The organism is Streptomyces sp. NPDC034037, assembly GCF_055575715.1.
On the sequence record NZ_JBVISC010000005.1, the window covers coordinates 179,426 to 195,789 of the forward strand.

Consider the following 16,364-nt stretch of genomic DNA (forward strand, 5'->3'; position numbering starts at 1 on the left):
TGCGCCCCGGTGGCCGTGACCACGCCCCGCAGCAGCCTGATGCGGAGGGCAGGTCGCCCAGGTCCTCAGCCGGTTCTTCGTCTCCGACGAACCCCGCAGCTACCCCACGGGCAGCGAAGGCGGCGGCAGCCGCTTGCACATGACCGTGGACACCCGGCTCGCCCCGGAAGCCGAGCCGCCGGCCGGGTCCTGGCTCGCCGACAGCCGCTCGCAGGCCCGGCGCACCCACGTCGGCGAAACGGTCTGTCCCCCGAGTTCGTCCCGTCTGCGGCCACATTTTCGTGGCAGGAAAATCCGTGATCTGTGCTCGCGAAGTGAGAGTTTAATGATCCGGGCAGGAAGGGTTTTTGGTGGAACGGGTGGAGGGGAATTATCCGGCGCGCACCGGCCGAGATGTCGTGCTACTGTCTTCATCAGTTGCAGTTGTGGTTCCCGAAAAACTTCAAGTGCTCCTGGTCGAATACTGCGATCGGAGCGCTTTTGTATGACCGGTCTTTTCCGGCGGGGTAATCATCGCGGCGACACGGTGTCCGCGCAGCGCGGATCCCGATGTACTGCCCCAAAGGAGATTGACATGGCTACTGGCACTGTGAAGTGGTTCAACGCGGAAAAGGGCTTCGGCTTCATCGAGCAGGACGGCGGCGGCGCCGACGTCTTCGCCCACTACTCGAACATCGCCGCCCAGGGCTTCCGTGAGCTGCTCGAAGGCCAGAAGGTGAGCTTCGACATCGCGCAGGGCCAGAAGGGCCCGACGGCCGAGAACATCGTTCCCGCCTGACGCGTACGCGCACACTTGCAGCTGGGGCCCGCATCCTTCGGGGTGCGGGCCCCAGCTGCATGCATTTCTCGCACGTCCTGGGGTCCGCCCCTGGTGACGGTGCGGCCGCCCTACCGGCCGCACCCGTGCGCGGGGATGGGTGCGGGCTTTCCAAGCCCCCCTCCCCCGCCCCACCAAACCCGTAACTCGTCATCCCCTCCGCGCCCTGCGTCTGCCCGAGCGATCAGCGGCATCAGCGGCATCAGCGGTCAGTTTGATTCCGACTTCCGGTCTTTGATTCGGCTCCGGTTTCGGCTCGCGTCTGGGTTTGGGTTTGGGTTTCAGTTCGGGTTTTAGTCTCTGTTTTTTCTTCGGTCCATTCTTGTGATTCTCTGCGCTGCTCATCGCTGCGGGAATTCCTTGATATGCGCCGCATCGAGGAAGGTTCCCCGCATGAACCGCACACGTTCCAACGACCGTTTCGCCCGCCCCCGTAGTGGCAGTGGTCACAGTCGTCGGCCCGCCGCCGTGCAGGGTGAGTTCGCTCTCCCCAAGACCATCACCCCGGCTCTTCCCGCCGTGGAGGACTTCGCCGACCTGGGCATGCCGGGCCCGCTCCTCGCCGAGCTCGCCAGGCAGGGGGTGGCCGTCCCGTTCCCGATCCAGGGCGCGACGCTGCCGAACTCCCTCGCTGGCCGTGACGTGCTCGGCCGCGGCCGCACCGGCTCCGGCAAGACCCTCGCCTTCGGCCTCGCCCTGCTCGCCCGTACGGCGGGCCAGCGCGCCGAGCCCCACCAGCCGCTCGGGCTGATCCTCGTACCCACCCGTGAGCTCGCGCAGCAGGTGACCGACGCGCTCACCCCGTACGCCCGTTCCATGCGGCTGCGGATGACCACCGTCGTCGGCGGGATGTCGATCGGCAAGCAGGTCGCCGCGCTGCGCGGCGGGGCCGAGGTCGTCGTCGCCACTCCGGGCCGGCTGAAGGACCTCATCGACCGCGGCGACTGCCGGCTGAACCAGGTCGGCATCACCGTCCTGGACGAGGCCGACCAGATGGCCGACATGGGCTTCATGCCGCAGGTCACCGAGCTGCTCGACCAGGTACGTCCCGAGGGCCAGCGGATGCTCTTCTCCGCCACCCTGGACCGCAACGTCGACCTGCTCGTGCGCCGCTACCTGACGGACCCCGTCGTCCACTCCGTCGACCCCTCGGCGGGCGCCGTCACGACGATGGAGCACCACGTCCTGCACGTCCACGGTGCCGACAAGCACACGGCCACCACCGAGATCGCCGCTCGCGACGGCCGCGTGATCATGTTCCTGGACACCAAGCACGCCGTCGACCGGCTCACCCAGGACCTGCTCAACAGCGGCGTACGGGCCGCCGCGCTGCACGGCGGGAAGTCGCAGCCCCAGCGCACCCGCACCCTGACGCAGTTCAAGTCCGGGCACGTCACGGTGCTCGTCGCCACGAATGTCGCCGCCCGCGGCATCCACGTCGACAACCTGGACCTCGTCGTCAACGTCGACCCGCCGACCGACCACAAGGACTACCTCCACCGCGGCGGCCGCACCGCCCGCGCCGGCGAGTCCGGCAGCGTCGTCACGCTGGTCACCCCGAACCAGCGTCGCGGCATGGTCCGCCTCATGTCGGACGCCGGGATCAGCCCGCAGATCACCCAGGTCCGCTCCGGCGAGCAGGAGCTGCACCGCATCACCGGCGCCCAGGCCCCCTCGGGGATCCCGGTCGTCATCACCGCGCCGGTGACGCAGCGCCCCAAGCGTGCCGGTGCCGCCCGTGGCCGTCGCCGTCCCGTCTCGGCGGCGCGGCGTGCGCACGTACAGCAGCAGCGGAGCGCCGGTGACGCGCCGGTCGCCGCGGCCGCCGCGGCCGTGACCGCCGCGTAGCTCTCGTCCCCCGAAGCCGTCCCCTCTCCGTAGGAGCACCCTTGACGCTGGTTCAGACGCTGGTCCGCCCCATGAGCGCCGGGTCCGTGCTCACCTCGCAGGACGACACCGCGGAGGAGGCCGGGCCGCGGGTCTGGGCCGACATGACCGTCGAGGACGCCCTGTGCGTCATGGCCGGCGCTCGCGTCAGCCGCCTCGTCGTCTGCGACGAGGACGGCAAGCGCACGGACGTCGTTACGTGGGTGGGGCTCACCGCCGTCCGGTCCGCTTCCGGGTACACGGATCGGGTCCGCCTGCGCGACATCGGGGCCCTCGGGGCCCTCGGGACCCGCGAGGCTGTCGGTGCCCTCAGGGCTGCCGACGCCCTCGCCGTCTGAAACAACTCATCGTCGTCGCCACCCTCTCCCTGCGAGGTCCCATGCGCTGTGTCATCGCTCGTTTCCCGTTCGACCTGACCAAGAGTGGCGTGCTCGAGACGATGAAGGGCGTCAAGCCCGAACCCGTCACCGGGCAGTCCGTGATCATCGGGCGGCGCCACTACCCCGTCAAGCAGGTCGGCCGGGTCATCACCCGCCAGGACCCCCGCGACTTCAGCGCGGGCGAGGTGCTCCGGTCCATGGCGCAGCTCGGTTTCACCTGCCGTGCCGCGCCTCCCGTCCGCGTGCCGGCCGTCGTCCCCTCGGCCGTCCTCAGCCCGCTCCAGCGGGCGTCCGCCATGCTGGGCGCCTCCGTGGCCCCCGTGGCCCCCGTGGCCCCTGTGCCCGCCGTGGCCGTCTGATCGGAACAGCAGCAGCGAGGGCCGGTACTGAGTCCAGTACCGGCCCTCGCTGTTTCCGTACCGGCCCTCCCGCTTTCCGCCACGGGCGGGCGGCGGGCGCCGGACGGAATGAAATCATGTGGCCCACGTGGCCCTTGTGGCCTTGAGGCGGTGGTGGCCCAGGGCCCGGGGGAGGGCGGATGGAGCGCGTCGTGCGGAAGGCGCTGTTGATCGGGGTGGGGGAGAGCCCCGGCGTCGAGCAGTACCTGCGGCCGCTCTCCGCCGCCGTCGACGCCGATCTGCGGGCCATGAGCGCCGCGCTCCGCGGCAGTGACTACGCGGTGGAAGTGCTGCGGGACCCGACGCGCAACGCCATCACCGAACGCATCACCGCCCTGTCCGCCGAGGCGCCCCCGGGCAGCACCCTGCTCCTCTACTTCACCGGGCACGGCGTACGCATCGGCGACACCGACTACCTGGTGCCCGCCGACGCCCGGGCCCCCGCCGCCGGTGCCCCTGCCGGGGACGCCGGGCCCACCGGGGCCACCGCCGATGCCCTCACCGGAGCCACCGGGCCCACCGCCGATGCCCCCACCGAAGCCGCCGCAGCCGCCAGCGTCCCCACCCTTGCCCCCGCCGACCGCTGGGACCAGCCGCACGTCCGTGAGTCGCTGCTCGGCGCCGACATCAGCAAGTACCTGCGCCGGTGCCGTGCCGACACCGTGCTGTGGCTCATCGACGCCTGTCGCTCGGCCGCGGGTGGCGGGGACGGCAGGGACGGCGGAGATGGCGGGGACACGGCGTTCGGCAGTCGGGTCGTCGAGGGCCCGCCGAACGCCCGCTTCGCGATGATGACCGGGTGCGCCCCCGGCGAGCGCAGCGGCTTCGCCGACACGGGCAGCTTCTTCTCGCTGGCCCTCGCGCACGCCTTCGACCCGCTGACCGAGGCCACCACGGTGGAGCAGGTGTACGAAGTGGCCCGGCGCGAGGCCCGGACGCTGGCCCGGCGGGCCCGGGCCGAGCCGCAGCGGGTCCTCGTCCGGTACGGCAGCGACCTGGAGGCCGAGTGCCGTGGCCGGCAGGTCGCCCAGGGCCGGCGGCTGCTGGAGACCTGGCGGGAGGCCGTGCGGACGCCGGCGCTCTGGCAGCACGTGCCGGCGGGCGACGCGGAGACCGTCGCCCGGCTCCAGGACTGCCTGGGCGCCCTCGCCGGGGACGTGGCCCGCCATGTGCACCGCGCCCAGGAGCGGCTGCCCGACCCGTGGGCCGACGACGACTTTCCCGTACGACTGTTGCGCGACCGGCTCCCGATGGTGCTCCCGAAGGACGCCGAGCTGTCCGCGCTGGAGGTCACTGCGCTGATCGCGGGCGTACTGCTGCACGAGGCGGCCTGGGCCGAGCGGCTGAGCCAGGCCGCGGAGCTCCACCCGCACCGCACCGACCGCCGGTCCGACGCGGACGCCCAGCGGCGGCACTACGAGCAGATCGCCGAGCAGCACCCCCAGGTCACCGAGAAGCTCGGGGGCTGGCACTGGTGGCGGACCGGCCCCTCGGACGACCGCAACGCCGTCATGCTCTGGCTCGTGCACCGCTGGATCGGCGAGCGGTTCGCCACCGACGAGGAGGCCGTGCCCGCGGCCTGGGCGGACGCGTTCGTCGCCCGGCTGCTCCAGCCTCAGGTGGCGCCGTCCGGGTCGGGCGTGCCCGCCGGCGAGGGGGCCGGTCAGGACGGTGCGGCCGGGCGAGCCTCGGCTCCGTCCCCGCTCAGCGGCCGCGCCGGCCAGTTGTCTCTCGCCCTGCGGACCGTCGCCGCCGGTCTCGCGCTCGGCGCGCCGCCCGACGAGCAACGGCTCGCGCTCCCGGACCGCCATGTCCTCCCCGCGTCCCCGAACTCCCCTGCCGGGCAGGCGATGTGCAAGAGTCCGCAGCGCCTGCGCGTACGTCCCCTCGCCGCGCTGTTGCGCCTGGCCGGGCTGCTCGCCCTCGACGCCCGGCGGCTGCCCGAGGTCCTCGCCGAGCATCTCGCCGTCTCCGATCCGGTCGTGCCGCGCGACGTGATCACCGTCTTCCGGGACGCCACGTGGGATCTCGAACGGGACGGTGCGGCCCCCGCGTACCTGCACCTGGACGCCGTCTGCCCGCACCCCTCCATCCACGCCGCGCTCGCCTCGGTGGTCGAGTACGCGGACGAGTTCGGGCACGCGCTCAAGGAAGCGGCGGCACGGCTGCCGGCCGACGACGCCGCGCTGCTGCGGAGCGTGCCCGCCCGGCTGACCGACCACCGGCTGCGTCCGGACGAGGTCGACGGCTTCAGCGCGTACGACATACCGCTCGCGCACTTCTCCCTCGCGCAGACGGAGATCCGTCGGCTGCTCATGGGCGAGCAACTCTATGACGGCAAACGGTCCCTGGCCTTGCGGGAGTTGTACCAGAACGCCCTGGACGCCTGCCGCTACCGGGAGATGCGGGTCCGCTATCTGCGCGGCTGCGGCAAGGAGCCGAGGCCCTGGGCCGGTCACATCCGCATCAGCACCGGCCGGGACGAGCGCGGTCCCTACGTCGAGTGTCTCGACAACGGCGTCGGCATGACCGTCGACCAGCTCAGGAACACCTTCACCCGGGCGGGGCGCCGGTTCGACCAGTCCCACGCCTTCCGGCGCGAGCAGGCCGCCTGGCTACGTCATGACCGGGCCCTGCGTCTCTACCCCAACAGCCGTTTCGGCATCGGGGTGTTCAGCTACTTCATGCTCGCCGACGAGATGACCGTCGTCACCCGGCCGGTCGGCCCCGACGGACGCCCCGCCCGACGGGCCCTGCGCGTGGACATCCCGGTGAGCGGGAGCCTGTTCCGGGTCCAGGAGGCCGACGAACGCGAGGGCGCCGTCCTGCCGGAGGGCGGTACCCGCGTACGTCTCCATCTTCGCGAGCCCGGTGCGCTGAGCGGCGACGCGTGCCTCGCCACCCTGCAGTCCCTCGTCCTATACAGCGAGTTCAGGCTTGAGGTGGATGGCAGGAGCGGGGGCGGGGGCGGGGGCAGTGACGAGGAGCGGCAGACGCATGTCTGGGCGCCTCGGTCGCTCCAGGCGGGCGGGGGCGCGTTCGAGGTCGGTGCGGAGTCGGCGCTCGAAGCGGTGCCGGGAGTCCTGTGGTGGGTTCCGGACGACGGCGCGATCGTGTGCGACGGCATCGTCAGCGACCAGCGCACCTTCGGGTACGTGCTCAATCTGACGGGCGCGCACGCGGGCAGGCTCAGCGTGAACCGGAACAAGCTGGAGGACTACGACTTCCGGTGGAAGTACCGGCAGATCCGGCGCGGCGCGGCCGCCCTCGCCGCGAGTCCCGGGCTCAGCCTGCCCTGGCTGCGCAGCATGGAGTCCAGGAACCCCGCCATCGCCCGCATCCTGTGGCAGGAGTGGCGGGGGAAGGGGGTCCGGGCCCTGGCCGACTTCGGCCGTACGGTCGATCTCGACGAGGTCGGCTGGTTCAAGCTGGACGCGTTCCTGGGCGGACGCGTTCCGGGACGGTACGAGGACGACTGGGTGAAGGGGGCGGTCCGGCCCTGGCGCAACGCGGTCCTGGGGTCCGGCGGCGGGCTCGGCGGGTTCAGTGGACCTGGTGGCGCGAGGGGTCCCGGCGACCCCGGCGGCCCTGGCGGCATGGGTGGACCCGGCGGCCCCGGCGGACCGAGCGGTCTCGGTGACCCCGCCGGCCCCGGTGCCCCCGGCCGCACCGGCAACCCCGGCGGCCCCGCCACCCCCACCCACCCCACGACGCAGCGGGAAGCGGTCCCCCTGTCCCTCGAAGGGCACCCGGTGCCGGGGCCGGGCTGGTCGGACATCGCCAGCGGCGTCCACGGCGACTGGCGCAACGCCGTCCGGCTCGCCAACGTGCACAAGATGACCGTGTCGGAGGCGGTACGCGCGGCCCGAAGCCTGCGCATCGCCCACCCCCGCCTGGCGGCCCCCGCCGTGTACGCCCCGCACCCCCCGTCCCCGCCCCCGGCGGACGCCCCCCACGCGCCCCCCGGCGACGGCCTGGAATGGCGGCCGGGCTTCCTCGATCTGGAGATCGTCGCCGGCCTCCTCGGCCCCGAGCCCCATCCCATGGACGCCTCCCCCGGCCCGGTCCTGGGGCGTCGCTCGGCCTCGCGGGACTCCGGGCGGAAGATCTACTACCGGCACGCGCCCGACGACCTCAGCGGCATCGTGCGCACCTCCGCCAAGTGGCGCCGGACGCTCGGTGAACTGGCGGACGAGTGCGCCAAGTTCGCCCCGTTCCTGGCCACCGCACCGCCCAGCGCCCCCGCCCACCACCAGGAGTACGTCTGCACGGACGACGACCTCGCCCTGCTTTACCTCAAGGTGGACAAGCACAGCTGGCGGCCCACCACGACGCCGTGGGACGTGCGGGCGGCGGCGGAGTGGATCGGCTGCGCCCCCGCCGACGCCTGGCGGCGGCTGGCGGACTTCGACTGGCTGCGGCCCGTCCCCGACCCCGTCCTGACCAGCCGCTGGGCCGCCGTGCCGGACGACCTCTTCCCCATCCTGTGGCGCTACGTCGTGGCGGACGACGACGGCGGCGCGGCCCTCCCGTGGGCGGCCACCGTCGCCCTCGCCGCGGAGCACGAGCTGCCGCTGCGCAAAGCCGAGCGGATCCTCGCCGAGCAGGCACGGCTCCTCGGTCTGCGCCACCGGCGGCGGTACCGCAAGGGCGCGCCGGGACGCCACGAGGTGCCCTCGCCCGAGGCCGGCGATCTGACGCACTGGCTGCACGACGCCGGCGTACGCCTGGAGGACGGTGTCTCCCTACGGGACCTGGCCTACGTGCAGCCCCACCAGATGTCCCGCGTCGAACTCTCCTGGTACGCCGACGAGTTGCGGGCCGCCGGGGTGGACACCCCCGACGCCGCCCCTCTCCTGGAGGCGTGGGACGACCTGCCGACACCGAGCCGGTACGCGTTCTCGGGCATGGACCCGGCCCTCGACGCCGCCGACTACCCGGTGCCGGCCACCTCGGCCGTGCTGTTCGTGGCGAGTGAGCAACTGCGCGAGAAACTCTCGTACTTGTGGCGGACCGCCCGCCAGGAGGCGAAGCGCCTCGGGCTCGGCCCGGAACTGATCGCGCCCGCCCTCCCCAAGGGGCTGAAGAAGCTCTCCCCCACCTCGGACGAGACGGCGGCCCTGGTCGAGTACGGCTGGGAGGAGGACAGTGACTACGAGTGGTGCGAGAGCCCCGTCTGGACGCCCCTCACCGCGCGGCACCTGGTCGCCTACGCCCGCGCCCGCCACCTCGGCGTCCGTGCCGCCTTCGAGGCGCTGGCCCCGCTGCGCGCCATAGGCGCCCTGGTCCCGGAGCTGTCCGCCGAGGCCGTGGCCGCCCTCCCCGACGGCGTGCCCGGGCCGCACGACGTGGCGGTCGTCGACCCCGGGCACCGCGTCTCCGCGGCCGGGACGCCCTTGGTGCCGCTCGACCTCGTCAGCCTCGCGGGCCGGCTCGGCGAACCCGTACGGGACACCTGGCGCCGGCTCGCCCCGTACCTGCCGCTGGAGGGCACGGCCGCGGCGTTCTCCGGTGTCCCGGACACCGTGCCCCGCTGGCAGGACCTGGCGATCCTCTCCGAGCGGCTCGACGGCCGGCTGCCCGCCCTCGCCGGCCCCGTCGACCGGGAGCGGCTGGCCGTCTGCGCGGCGGCGGTCGGCGAGACGCCCGCCTGGGTGCGCGCCCGCCTGACGACGTACGCCGACTTGTTCGGCATCGAACCGCCACCCCTCGACGACCCCGACGCCCCCGACAGCCCCGACGGCCCCACCGACCCCGCCGATCCCGCCGACCCCGAGGACCAGCCGCCCCCCCGCCGCCCCCGAGAACGACGCCCCTGAAAACGGCGCACGATGACTGCGAGAACGCCATGACGATGCCGCACGGCCCCACCGGCCCCGCCGGCCCCACCGGCCCCACCGGCCCCACCGCCGCCAACGCCCCCGCCCACGATCACTCCTTGGCGTACGCCGAAGAGGACCTCGGCGAGATCGACGCCGCCTCGTTCAGCCGGCGTGCCGCGCCCGGCGACGCGGGCGTCCTCGTCACCGGGGCCTGCCCGCGCTGCCACGGCCGTACGCGGACCCTGTTCCCCTGGGGCATGCCGGGGACGGGCGGAAAGGGCGTACTGCGCCGGCTGCTGGGGGCGGGCCCGGCCGCGAGGCCGGCGGCCGGGACCGACCCGCTCGTCGACGAGGTGCACTTCTGCGAGTGCGGCCACGCGCACCCCCTGTCCCCCGCGGACACCTCGTACCGAGGGTGCGGGGCGAGCTGGCGGCTCGGCCGGTGACCGCGCACCGCGACCGGCGCTGGGCCGAACTGGCCCGCGACCTGGAGTTCACCCGCCTCCCGGAACTGCGCAGACAGGCCGAGGGCTGGCGCACCGGCCTCACCGGGCTGACGGCGCTCCTCGCGGTGCTCGTCCTGCTGAAGGGGCAGGACAGCCTGACCGCCCTGCCTGCCTGGGCCCGCCACACGGCGACCGGGCTGCTGCTGACCGCCTTCGTCCTGCTGGTGGTGGGCTCGCTGCTGGCCGTCCGCGCGGCGCACGGCGTCCCGGGCGGCGAGATCCTCCTGGGCGGTCAGTCGCTGCGGCGCTGGACCGAGCGGGAGGTCTCGCGGGTCACCCGGGCGCTGGGGTGGGCGTCCCTCTGCTGCGTCCTCGGGGTGTCCCTGGTGGCGGGCGCGCTCGTGCTCGCCTGGGCCACCACGGAGACCGCCCCCACGCATCTGGTCGAGGTCAGGACCGCCGACCGCGTCGCGTGCGGGGAACTGCTCGGCGCCGACCGCCGCCGCCTGTCCCTCCGTACGGAGACGGAGGGCATCCTGCGTCTGCGCCGGGCGACGGTGCTGGACGTGCGCCCGGTCCAGTCCTGCACGGCCGGCACGACCACGGAGGCCGCCGGCGCTCGCCGGGGGTGAAAACAGGGGGCGGAAGCTGACTCGGGCGTTCCGGGGGACGTTCGTACGTCGTTGGGCTCTGCATGGCGGTTTTCGACGACTCCCCCCGCGACACTTCCCCGCCCACCGCTCAGGGCGGCGCGGCGGCCTGGCCCCGCGCGGTGGCCTGGCCCGGTGCGGTGACCTGGCCCGGCGAGCTGGACGCGGCTCTCGACCACTGCGAATGGTGCGCGCGGCTGCGGCAGGCCGATGGATCCGCCCCGTCCGACGGGTCCTACGGGTCCGACGGGTCTCCCGGCACGTTCGCGCTCTCCGCGCATATGCGCGCGGCAAGGAGAAACGATTCCGTGGCCGCCCGTCGGCGGTGGCCCGGCGTGTGGCGGGGGCGCGGGCTGGTCGTCCTGTGGTCCGCCGCGACCGCCGCGATCGTGTCGGGAGTCCTGGCCGTCGCGCTCGGCTGACCAAGGCCCGAGGCGGCGGCCCGAAGCGGCCCGAGACGGTGACCCGAAGCGGCCCGAGGCGAAGGCCCGAAGCGGCGGCCCGGGGCCCGCCCCGCCCGTCATCCGTTCGGTTCGGCCCGAGCGGCCGGTGATCCAACCCGGTGGTAGACACGGACGCAGGAGCGGGCGCCGTTGCGAGAGCCCCGCTCGTGGGGATCCGGACGCCCGCCGCCACCCGCGCGCGGGCCACAGCGAGTGGAGGACCACTCATGTCCCAGGGCATAACCCTTTCCGTGAATTTCACCCGGGGTCTCGACGACGCCTGGTCGAAGGTCGCCCAGTTCGTGCCCAAGCTCATCGGGTTCCTGGTCGTGCTGGCGATCGGCTGGATGGTCTCGAAGCTGATCACACGGGTGCTCGACCGGGTACTGAGAAAGCTGGGCTCGGAGAAGCTCGCCGAGCGCGCCGGGGCCTCCCGGATGCTCGCCGGCTCCAAGTACGACATGACCGCGATCATTTGCAAGGTGGTCTACGCGGCCCTGCTGCTGATCACGCTCCAGCTCGGCTTCGGCGTCTTCGGCCCGAACCCGGTCAGCGCCATGATCGACGGCATCGTCGCCTGGCTGCCGCGCGGCATCGTCGCCGTCGTCCTGATCGTGGTCGCCATGGCCGTGGCGAACCTCGTGCGGGACATCGTCACCAACGCCCTCGCCTCGCTCTCGTACGGCAAGACGGTCGGCACGGTGGTCTGGGCGTGCATCGTGGCGCTCGGCGTGATCGCCGCGCTGGGCCAGGCCGGCATCGCCACCGCCGTCACCCAGCCCGTGCTGTACGCGGTACTCGCCTCCGTCGCCGGAATCCTGATCGTCGGTGTCGGCGGCGGCCTCATCGGGCCGATGCGGGAGCGCTGGGAGCGCTGGCTGCACACGGCCGAGCAGGAGACCGCCAAGGCCCGCACCAGCGCCGGCGCCTACCAGGCCGGGCGGGAGGACGCGCTGGCCAACCAGCCCGTACGCGACCGGGAGCCGACCGACCCCTTCTGAGCCGGACCCGCCCCCTCGGGGACGGACCGTCAGAGCAGACCGTGCCGTCTCACCAGCCAGGAAATGGCGGTGAGGCGGCACACCGCGTAGTCGTGGCCGACCGGCTCGCGCCAGTCCGACTCGGCCAGCGCGTCGAGGAAGCCGAGGGCGTAGTCGCCCAGCACCTCGGGGTCGGGAGCCCGCGGCACCAGCCCCGGGCCGCCCGCCGCCAAGCGGTCCCGCAGATGGGCCACATGCTGGTCGACGGCGGCGGTGAACGCCGCCTCGAAGGCGAATTCCGCGAACCGCGGGGTGTACGACGCGGTGATGCGGGCGAGCGGGGACATCCCTCCAAATTAGGGCAGCCGGACCGCCCCTCAGGGGGTATTTCGCCATGCCGTTGGTCACAGGAGGACGAGGCGGCCGCACGCACCCGGACGCGCCACCGGCCGCGCACAGCGGCAGAGGGAAGCACCCGGAGATGAGTGCTTCCCTCTGTGACCCGCTCTGTGACCTGCTCCGTGACCCGCTCAGTGCCGGGATCGCGGTGCCACGGTCAGTGGCGCGGGCCCTGCTTCCCCTCGCGCCAGCCCTCGCCCTCGACGCCGCGCTCGCCCTTCATCCCGCGCTCGCCCTTCAGGCCGCGCTTGCCCTTCATGCCGCGCTCACCCGTGGCGTCGTCGAACTCGATCTGCTCCTTGCGGACGGTGTCGGAGATCTCGCGGGTCTCGGTGACCTTCTCCGTCTCCAGGTGCACGCGCTCGACCGGCACGGTCTCCTTGCTGACGACGGGCCGCTCGGAGTGCAGGGTCACCTCCGTCTCGGCCTCGCCGATGGTGCCGCGCACCCGGTCGCCCTCGCGGATCGGCTCCCGTACGACACGGACCTCCTCGTGGGAGAGGGGCACGGATGTCGTGACGTCCTCGGTCACGACGACCTTCCGCAGCCGGGCGCGCCCGACCTCCTCCTCCTCGGTGCCGACCCGCAGCCGCTCCTCGGAGCGCACCATCTCCTGGTCCTTGGACCGGTCGCCCGCCCCGGCGCGCGTCGCGTACTCGCGCTGCCCGGCGCCCGCGCCCACTCCGGTGCCGCCCGTTCCGGCCAGGCCGGCCGCGCCGGTGAGCGGGTGCTCACGGGTGCCCGCCGTGCCGGTGCCGGTGCCGGTCGCCGCCGTGCCGGGCCGGGTCAGCCCGTAGTGGGCGTAGAGCTCGTGCTCCTGGCCAGGGTCGAGGTGCTGGTCGGCGTCCACCCGTGGGGCCTCCTTCACGGCCTCCTTGGTGGCCGTGACGTGCAGGTCGTCGCCGCGCAGCCGGGCCCCCGTCAGCGGCACGAAGCTCTCCTTCATGCCGAAGAGGCCGGTCTTGACGGTCACCCACTCGGGACGGCCGCTGCGGTCGTCGAGGTAGACCCGTTCGATGCTGCCGATCTTTTCGCCGGTCCGGTCGTAGGCTGTCAGGCCCTTGAGCGCGTCGGGGTTGGTGAAGGCCTCGCCCTGGGTCATGGATGATCACTCCCTTGGAGCGTGCGACGGGCAGGAACCGATCCGCCACGGAACGACGCACGCCTCAAGGTCCATCGCGCTCCCCCGACGTCCGCCGCGCAAGGCGAAGAGTCACGCAGCGTACGGAGAACGCGCCGCGCTCCTGCGCCATCCCGGTCCGTGCCGCGATCCGGCCGCCCACTCGCGCCCCGCCCCCGATAGGGCCATTCGGGTGAACGCGCAGGCACCCCACCCCGCCCCGCCGGGTCCGGCGTCAGCCCCGTGGCCGTCGGCTCTGCAGGGCCCGCGCCAGGCGGGGGCCGAGGTGCTGCTTGAGCCGGCGCAGGGAGGGGAGGCGGCCCACGGTCTGGTCCAGGTGGTAGTAGAGCTGCGGCGGCACATAGGGCAGCAGCGGCGAGTGGCGCTGGCCGAGCAGCGCGAACATCCGCCGGGGCTCCAGGCCGATGTACCGGGGCAGGTTCTCGTACCACTGGGCGCTGTGCCGGGCCGCGCTCTGCACCGGGAGCAGGGCCTGTTTGCGTTCCTGCTCGTAGCGCGCGAGCGCGGCGGGCAGCCCGGTCGGACCGGTGGACTCCAGCGCGCGGGCCAGGCACACGGCGTCCCGCAGCGCGAGGCTGGTGCCGGCCCCGATGGAGTAGTGCGTGGTGTGCGCGGCGTCCCCGATCAGGGTGAGGTTGCCGTGCGACCACGTCTCGTTGGTGACGGTGGGGAAGGCCTGCCACTGGGCGTGGCTCTCGATGTCGGTGCGGCCGAGCAGCGCGTGACCGTCGAGCATCTTGGCGAAGAGCTTCTCCAGCAGGCGCAGGGCGTCGCCGTGGTCGAGGCGGTCGAGGCCGAGGCCGCTCCATGTAGCGGCGGAGCACTCCACCACGCAGGTGCTGTGCCCGGAGCTGTAGCCGTAGGCGTAGCACCAGATCCAGCCGTGCTCGCTCTCCACGAAGGAGAAGGTGAACGCGGTGAACACCCGGGTCGTGCCGAGCCAGACGAACCGGTTGGCGCCGGTCGTCACCCGGGTGCCGAAGTGGGCGGCGCTCTCCGTGCGGAGCCTGCTGTGGGCGCCGTCGCCCGCGACGACGAGGTCCGCGTCGGGCAGGTCGGCGCGGCCGCGGATCTCGGTGCCGAAGTCGAGGCGGACGCCCAGCTCACGGGCGCGGTCCGCGAGGATGGTCCGCAGGTGGTGGCGTCCGATGGCGTGGCCCACGTCGCCGTCGTGGGCCACGGTCCTGTCGCCCACGTACGCGAAGCCGCCGCGCCAGCACACTGACTGCTCCTCGACGGCCCGCGCGGAGACGGGGTCCTGGGCGCGGAGCTCCGCCAGGAGGTCGGGCCAGAACGTCACGCCCCAGCCGTGGCTCGCGCCCGCCGGATGTCTCTCGTGGACGGTGATCTCGTGGGCAGGATCGCGCAGCTTGGCGAGGATGGCCAGGTACAGGGAGGCGGGACCCCCACCGACGCAATGGATCTTCACGCCGCCAACGTAAGCGCCGCCCGCCGCCCGGCGGCCGACCCACGCCCCTGTGTCGCCGCCCCGGGGCGGCGCCTCCCCCACTCGGACGAGCGCCGCGTTTTCGTCACCGCCCGTGACGGAATAGCGATCATGAGTGACATCTGGGCAGGATCGAGAGGTCTCGGGATACGACGATGACGAGGAGAACGGACGTGTCGGTTCACCTCAGGCTGTTTCTGTCGCTGGTCGCGGTGCTGGTGCCGCTGCTCGTGTGCGTGCCCACCGCGGCCGCGCCCACCGGCCCCGCCGCCCCCCGGGTCGGCTCCGTCGGCGGCCAGGTCGAGTGCGACTGGAAGTACGGCAGGTCCTGCGTGGTCGGCGGCGGCATGTCCTTCATGTGACGCGCCGGCGCCTGTCCTTCATGCGACACGTCGGCGCGCGACCCGTGTCCTTCGCCTGGCGTAGTCCCGGCGGCCACGGGATGCGTGCCGGGCCCGCCGCTAGTGAGCTGTCGGGCATGGACCACGACATGGCCGACGCGCTCGCGCCTCCCTCGCGGCGCCGCGCCCTGCGCCTCACCGCCGCGGGAATCCTGACCGCCGGCGCGGTCCCGCTGACCGCGCACCGCGCCACCGCGCGATCGGACGACGTCTGTACGGGTGGCTACGACGCCGAGTTCGAGCGGGACCTGGCCGAGGCGGACGCCCGCGTCGCCCCGGAGGACGACCGGGCCCTGTTCCCCGAAGCCCTCGCCCCCCGCGGCCGGTACACCCTGCCTCTGCGCCGCGACTTCCGGGTCAGCGCGCGCTACGGCATCCGCGGCGACTGGCTCGCCGGGCACCACACGGGCATCGACCTCGCGGTGCCGCGCGGGACGCCGGTGTACGCCGTCGGGGCGGGTGTGGTGGTGCTGGCGCGCCGGTCGGGGGCGTACGGCAACGCGGTGACGGTGCGGATGCGGGACGGCCACTACGCCGTCTACGCCCACCTCTCCGCCATCCGGGTCCAGCAGGGGGACGCGATCGGCGCCGGTACCCGGGTCGGGAGCAGCGGCGCGACGGGCCGGGCCACGGGCCCGCACCTGCACCTGGAGATACGGGTCCGCCGCGGCTACGGCTCGGACATCGACCCGGTCCGCTACCTGGCCGAGCGGGGGGCCCGGCTCCTGTGAACCAGCCCGGTGCTACTGGACGGACGGCAGGAGGTTGGTGACGGGCGCCACGAGGTCGGTGACCTGGCGCAGCTGGTTGAGCTGGTTCAGGGCACCGAGCTGCTGCTCCAGGGTGGGTACGGCGGCGCGGTGCTCCTCGGGGATGCCGCTCATCTGGAGTTCGTCGAGCGTGCCCTGGACGGAGATCATGCCCGGCCCCGGAAGGGGGGCCGGGGCGGCGTGGGCCGCCGGGGCGGCCAGGGCCGCGGCTCCGGCGGCGAGCGAGACAGCGGCGAGGATTCGGCGTGCTGATGTCATGTCCTCAGAAACGTTCGAGGGGTGCGGAGGACACGGTTTTCGTGGCGCTCTCACTCAGGAGATCCGCAGAAACACGAATGCGGCGCGTCGCCTTGACGCCTGGAAAATGTGCCCTCCGAAAGAGC

Annotated in this window: 15 protein-coding genes; 11 read left to right on the plus strand and 4 right to left on the minus strand. The window is 73.3% G+C overall.

The window, feature by feature from the left end; all coding sequences use genetic code 11:
• The first annotated feature begins 574 nt into the window (after window positions 1-574).
• The 9 genes from ACZ516_RS19000 to ACZ516_RS19040 all read left to right on the plus strand — a co-directional run bounded on the left by ACZ516_RS19000 (window position 575) and on the right by ACZ516_RS19040 (window position 11,844).
• Window positions 575-778, plus strand: a complete 204-nt coding sequence (locus tag ACZ516_RS19000; protein ID WP_004986771.1) for a cold-shock protein — start codon at window positions 575-577, stop codon at window positions 776-778.
• Window positions 779-1,210: 432 nt separating this feature from the next.
• On the plus strand, window positions 1,211-2,665 hold the full coding sequence (locus tag ACZ516_RS19005) for a DEAD/DEAH box helicase (protein ID WP_469011156.1): 1,455 nt from the start codon (window positions 1,211-1,213) through the stop codon (window positions 2,663-2,665).
• Between the two features lie 41 nt (window positions 2,666-2,706).
• The gene (locus ACZ516_RS19010) at window positions 2,707-3,042 is read left to right on the plus strand and encodes a CBS domain-containing protein (protein WP_469011157.1); all 336 of its coding nucleotides are present in this window, start codon (window positions 2,707-2,709) and stop codon (window positions 3,040-3,042) included.
• A 41-nt stretch (window positions 3,043-3,083) separates the two neighbouring features.
• Window positions 3,084-3,443 carry an SCO5918 family protein gene (locus ACZ516_RS19015; protein ID WP_469011158.1) on the plus strand — a complete coding sequence of 120 codons (360 nt, stop codon included), beginning with the start codon at window positions 3,084-3,086 and terminating at the stop codon, window positions 3,441-3,443.
• Between the two features lie 179 nt (window positions 3,444-3,622).
• A complete protein-coding gene (locus tag ACZ516_RS19020; protein WP_469011159.1) occupies window positions 3,623-9,301 on the plus strand; it encodes a caspase family protein in 5,679 nt (1,892 codons plus the stop codon).
• 29 nt (window positions 9,302-9,330) lie between these two features.
• A complete protein-coding gene (locus tag ACZ516_RS19025) occupies window positions 9,331-9,750 on the plus strand; it encodes a hypothetical protein (protein WP_469011160.1) in 420 nt (139 codons plus the stop codon).
• The gene (locus ACZ516_RS19030) at window positions 9,747-10,382 is read left to right on the plus strand and encodes a hypothetical protein (RefSeq protein ID WP_361079961.1); all 636 of its coding nucleotides are present in this window, start codon (window positions 9,747-9,749) and stop codon (window positions 10,380-10,382) included. The genes ACZ516_RS19025 and ACZ516_RS19030 overlap by 4 nt, the downstream gene beginning before the upstream one ends.
• A 62-nt stretch (window positions 10,383-10,444) precedes the next feature.
• Window positions 10,445-10,822: a hypothetical protein gene (locus ACZ516_RS19035; RefSeq protein ID WP_469011161.1), complete on the plus strand. Its 378-nt coding sequence runs from the start codon at window positions 10,445-10,447 to the stop codon at window positions 10,820-10,822.
• Between the two features lie 248 nt (window positions 10,823-11,070).
• Window positions 11,071-11,844 carry a mechanosensitive ion channel family protein gene (locus tag ACZ516_RS19040; RefSeq protein ID WP_358582866.1) on the plus strand — a complete coding sequence of 258 codons (774 nt, stop codon included), beginning with the start codon at window positions 11,071-11,073 and terminating at the stop codon, window positions 11,842-11,844.
• A gap of 29 nt (window positions 11,845-11,873) precedes the next feature.
• Here the strand turns inward: ACZ516_RS19040 and ACZ516_RS19045 are convergent, their stop codons facing one another.
• The 3 genes from ACZ516_RS19045 to ACZ516_RS19055 all read right to left on the minus strand — a co-directional run bounded on the left by ACZ516_RS19045 (window position 11,874) and on the right by ACZ516_RS19055 (window position 14,792).
• Window positions 11,874-12,170 carry a DUF6401 family natural product biosynthesis protein gene (locus ACZ516_RS19045; protein WP_358700073.1) on the minus strand — a complete coding sequence of 99 codons (297 nt, stop codon included), beginning with the start codon at window positions 12,168-12,170 and terminating at the stop codon, window positions 11,874-11,876.
• A 209-nt stretch (window positions 12,171-12,379) separates the two neighbouring features.
• Window positions 12,380-13,324: a DUF2382 domain-containing protein gene (locus ACZ516_RS19050; protein WP_361079957.1), complete on the minus strand. Its 945-nt coding sequence runs from the start codon at window positions 13,322-13,324 to the stop codon at window positions 12,380-12,382.
• Window positions 13,325-13,577: 253 nt separating this feature from the next.
• A complete protein-coding gene (locus ACZ516_RS19055; protein ID WP_361079955.1) occupies window positions 13,578-14,792 on the minus strand; it encodes an FAD-dependent monooxygenase in 1,215 nt (404 codons plus the stop codon).
• A gap of 191 nt (window positions 14,793-14,983) precedes the next feature.
• Between ACZ516_RS19055 and ACZ516_RS19060 the strand changes: the two genes are divergently transcribed.
• Window positions 14,984-15,172 (plus strand): hypothetical protein, encoded by a 189-nt coding sequence (locus tag ACZ516_RS19060; RefSeq protein ID WP_358582858.1) that lies wholly within the window; start codon window positions 14,984-14,986, stop codon window positions 15,170-15,172.
• A 116-nt stretch (window positions 15,173-15,288) separates the two neighbouring features.
• Window positions 15,289-15,942 carry a M23 family metallopeptidase gene (locus ACZ516_RS19065; RefSeq protein ID WP_361079952.1) on the plus strand — a complete coding sequence of 218 codons (654 nt, stop codon included), beginning with the start codon at window positions 15,289-15,291 and terminating at the stop codon, window positions 15,940-15,942.
• A 12-nt stretch (window positions 15,943-15,954) separates the two neighbouring features.
• Here the strand turns inward: ACZ516_RS19065 and ACZ516_RS19070 are convergent, their stop codons facing one another.
• Window positions 15,955-16,239, minus strand: coding sequence for a hypothetical protein (locus ACZ516_RS19070; protein WP_361079950.1), 285 nt, complete (start codon window positions 16,237-16,239; stop codon window positions 15,955-15,957).
• Window positions 16,240-16,364 lie beyond the last annotated feature (125 nt).

Excerpts from the sequence above, each read along its gene's own strand:
- ACZ516_RS19065 (WP_361079952.1), top strand. The coding sequence starts at position 15,289 with ATGGACCACGACATGGCCGACGCGCTCGCGCCTCCCTCGCGGCGCCGC.
- ACZ516_RS19020 (WP_469011159.1), top strand. The coding sequence starts at position 3,623 with ATGGAGCGCGTCGTGCGGAAGGCGCTGTTGATCGGGGTGGGGGAGAGC.
- ACZ516_RS19040 (WP_358582866.1), top strand. The coding sequence starts at position 11,071 with ATGTCCCAGGGCATAACCCTTTCCGTGAATTTCACCCGGGGTCTCGAC.
- ACZ516_RS19005 (WP_469011156.1), top strand. The coding sequence starts at position 1,211 with ATGAACCGCACACGTTCCAACGACCGTTTCGCCCGCCCCCGTAGTGGC.
- ACZ516_RS19050 (WP_361079957.1), bottom strand. The coding sequence starts at position 13,324 with ATGACCCAGGGCGAGGCCTTCACCAACCCCGACGCGCTCAAGGGCCTG.
- ACZ516_RS19015 (WP_469011158.1), top strand. The coding sequence starts at position 3,084 with ATGCGCTGTGTCATCGCTCGTTTCCCGTTCGACCTGACCAAGAGTGGC.
- ACZ516_RS19025 (WP_469011160.1), top strand. The coding sequence starts at position 9,331 with ATGACGATGCCGCACGGCCCCACCGGCCCCGCCGGCCCCACCGGCCCC.
- ACZ516_RS19045 (WP_358700073.1), bottom strand. The coding sequence starts at position 12,170 with ATGTCCCCGCTCGCCCGCATCACCGCGTCGTACACCCCGCGGTTCGCG.
- ACZ516_RS19070 (WP_361079950.1), bottom strand. The coding sequence starts at position 16,239 with ATGACATCAGCACGCCGAATCCTCGCCGCTGTCTCGCTCGCCGCCGGA.
- ACZ516_RS19035 (WP_469011161.1), top strand. The coding sequence starts at position 10,445 with ATGGCGGTTTTCGACGACTCCCCCCGCGACACTTCCCCGCCCACCGCT.
- ACZ516_RS19000 (WP_004986771.1), top strand. The coding sequence starts at position 575 with ATGGCTACTGGCACTGTGAAGTGGTTCAACGCGGAAAAGGGCTTCGGC.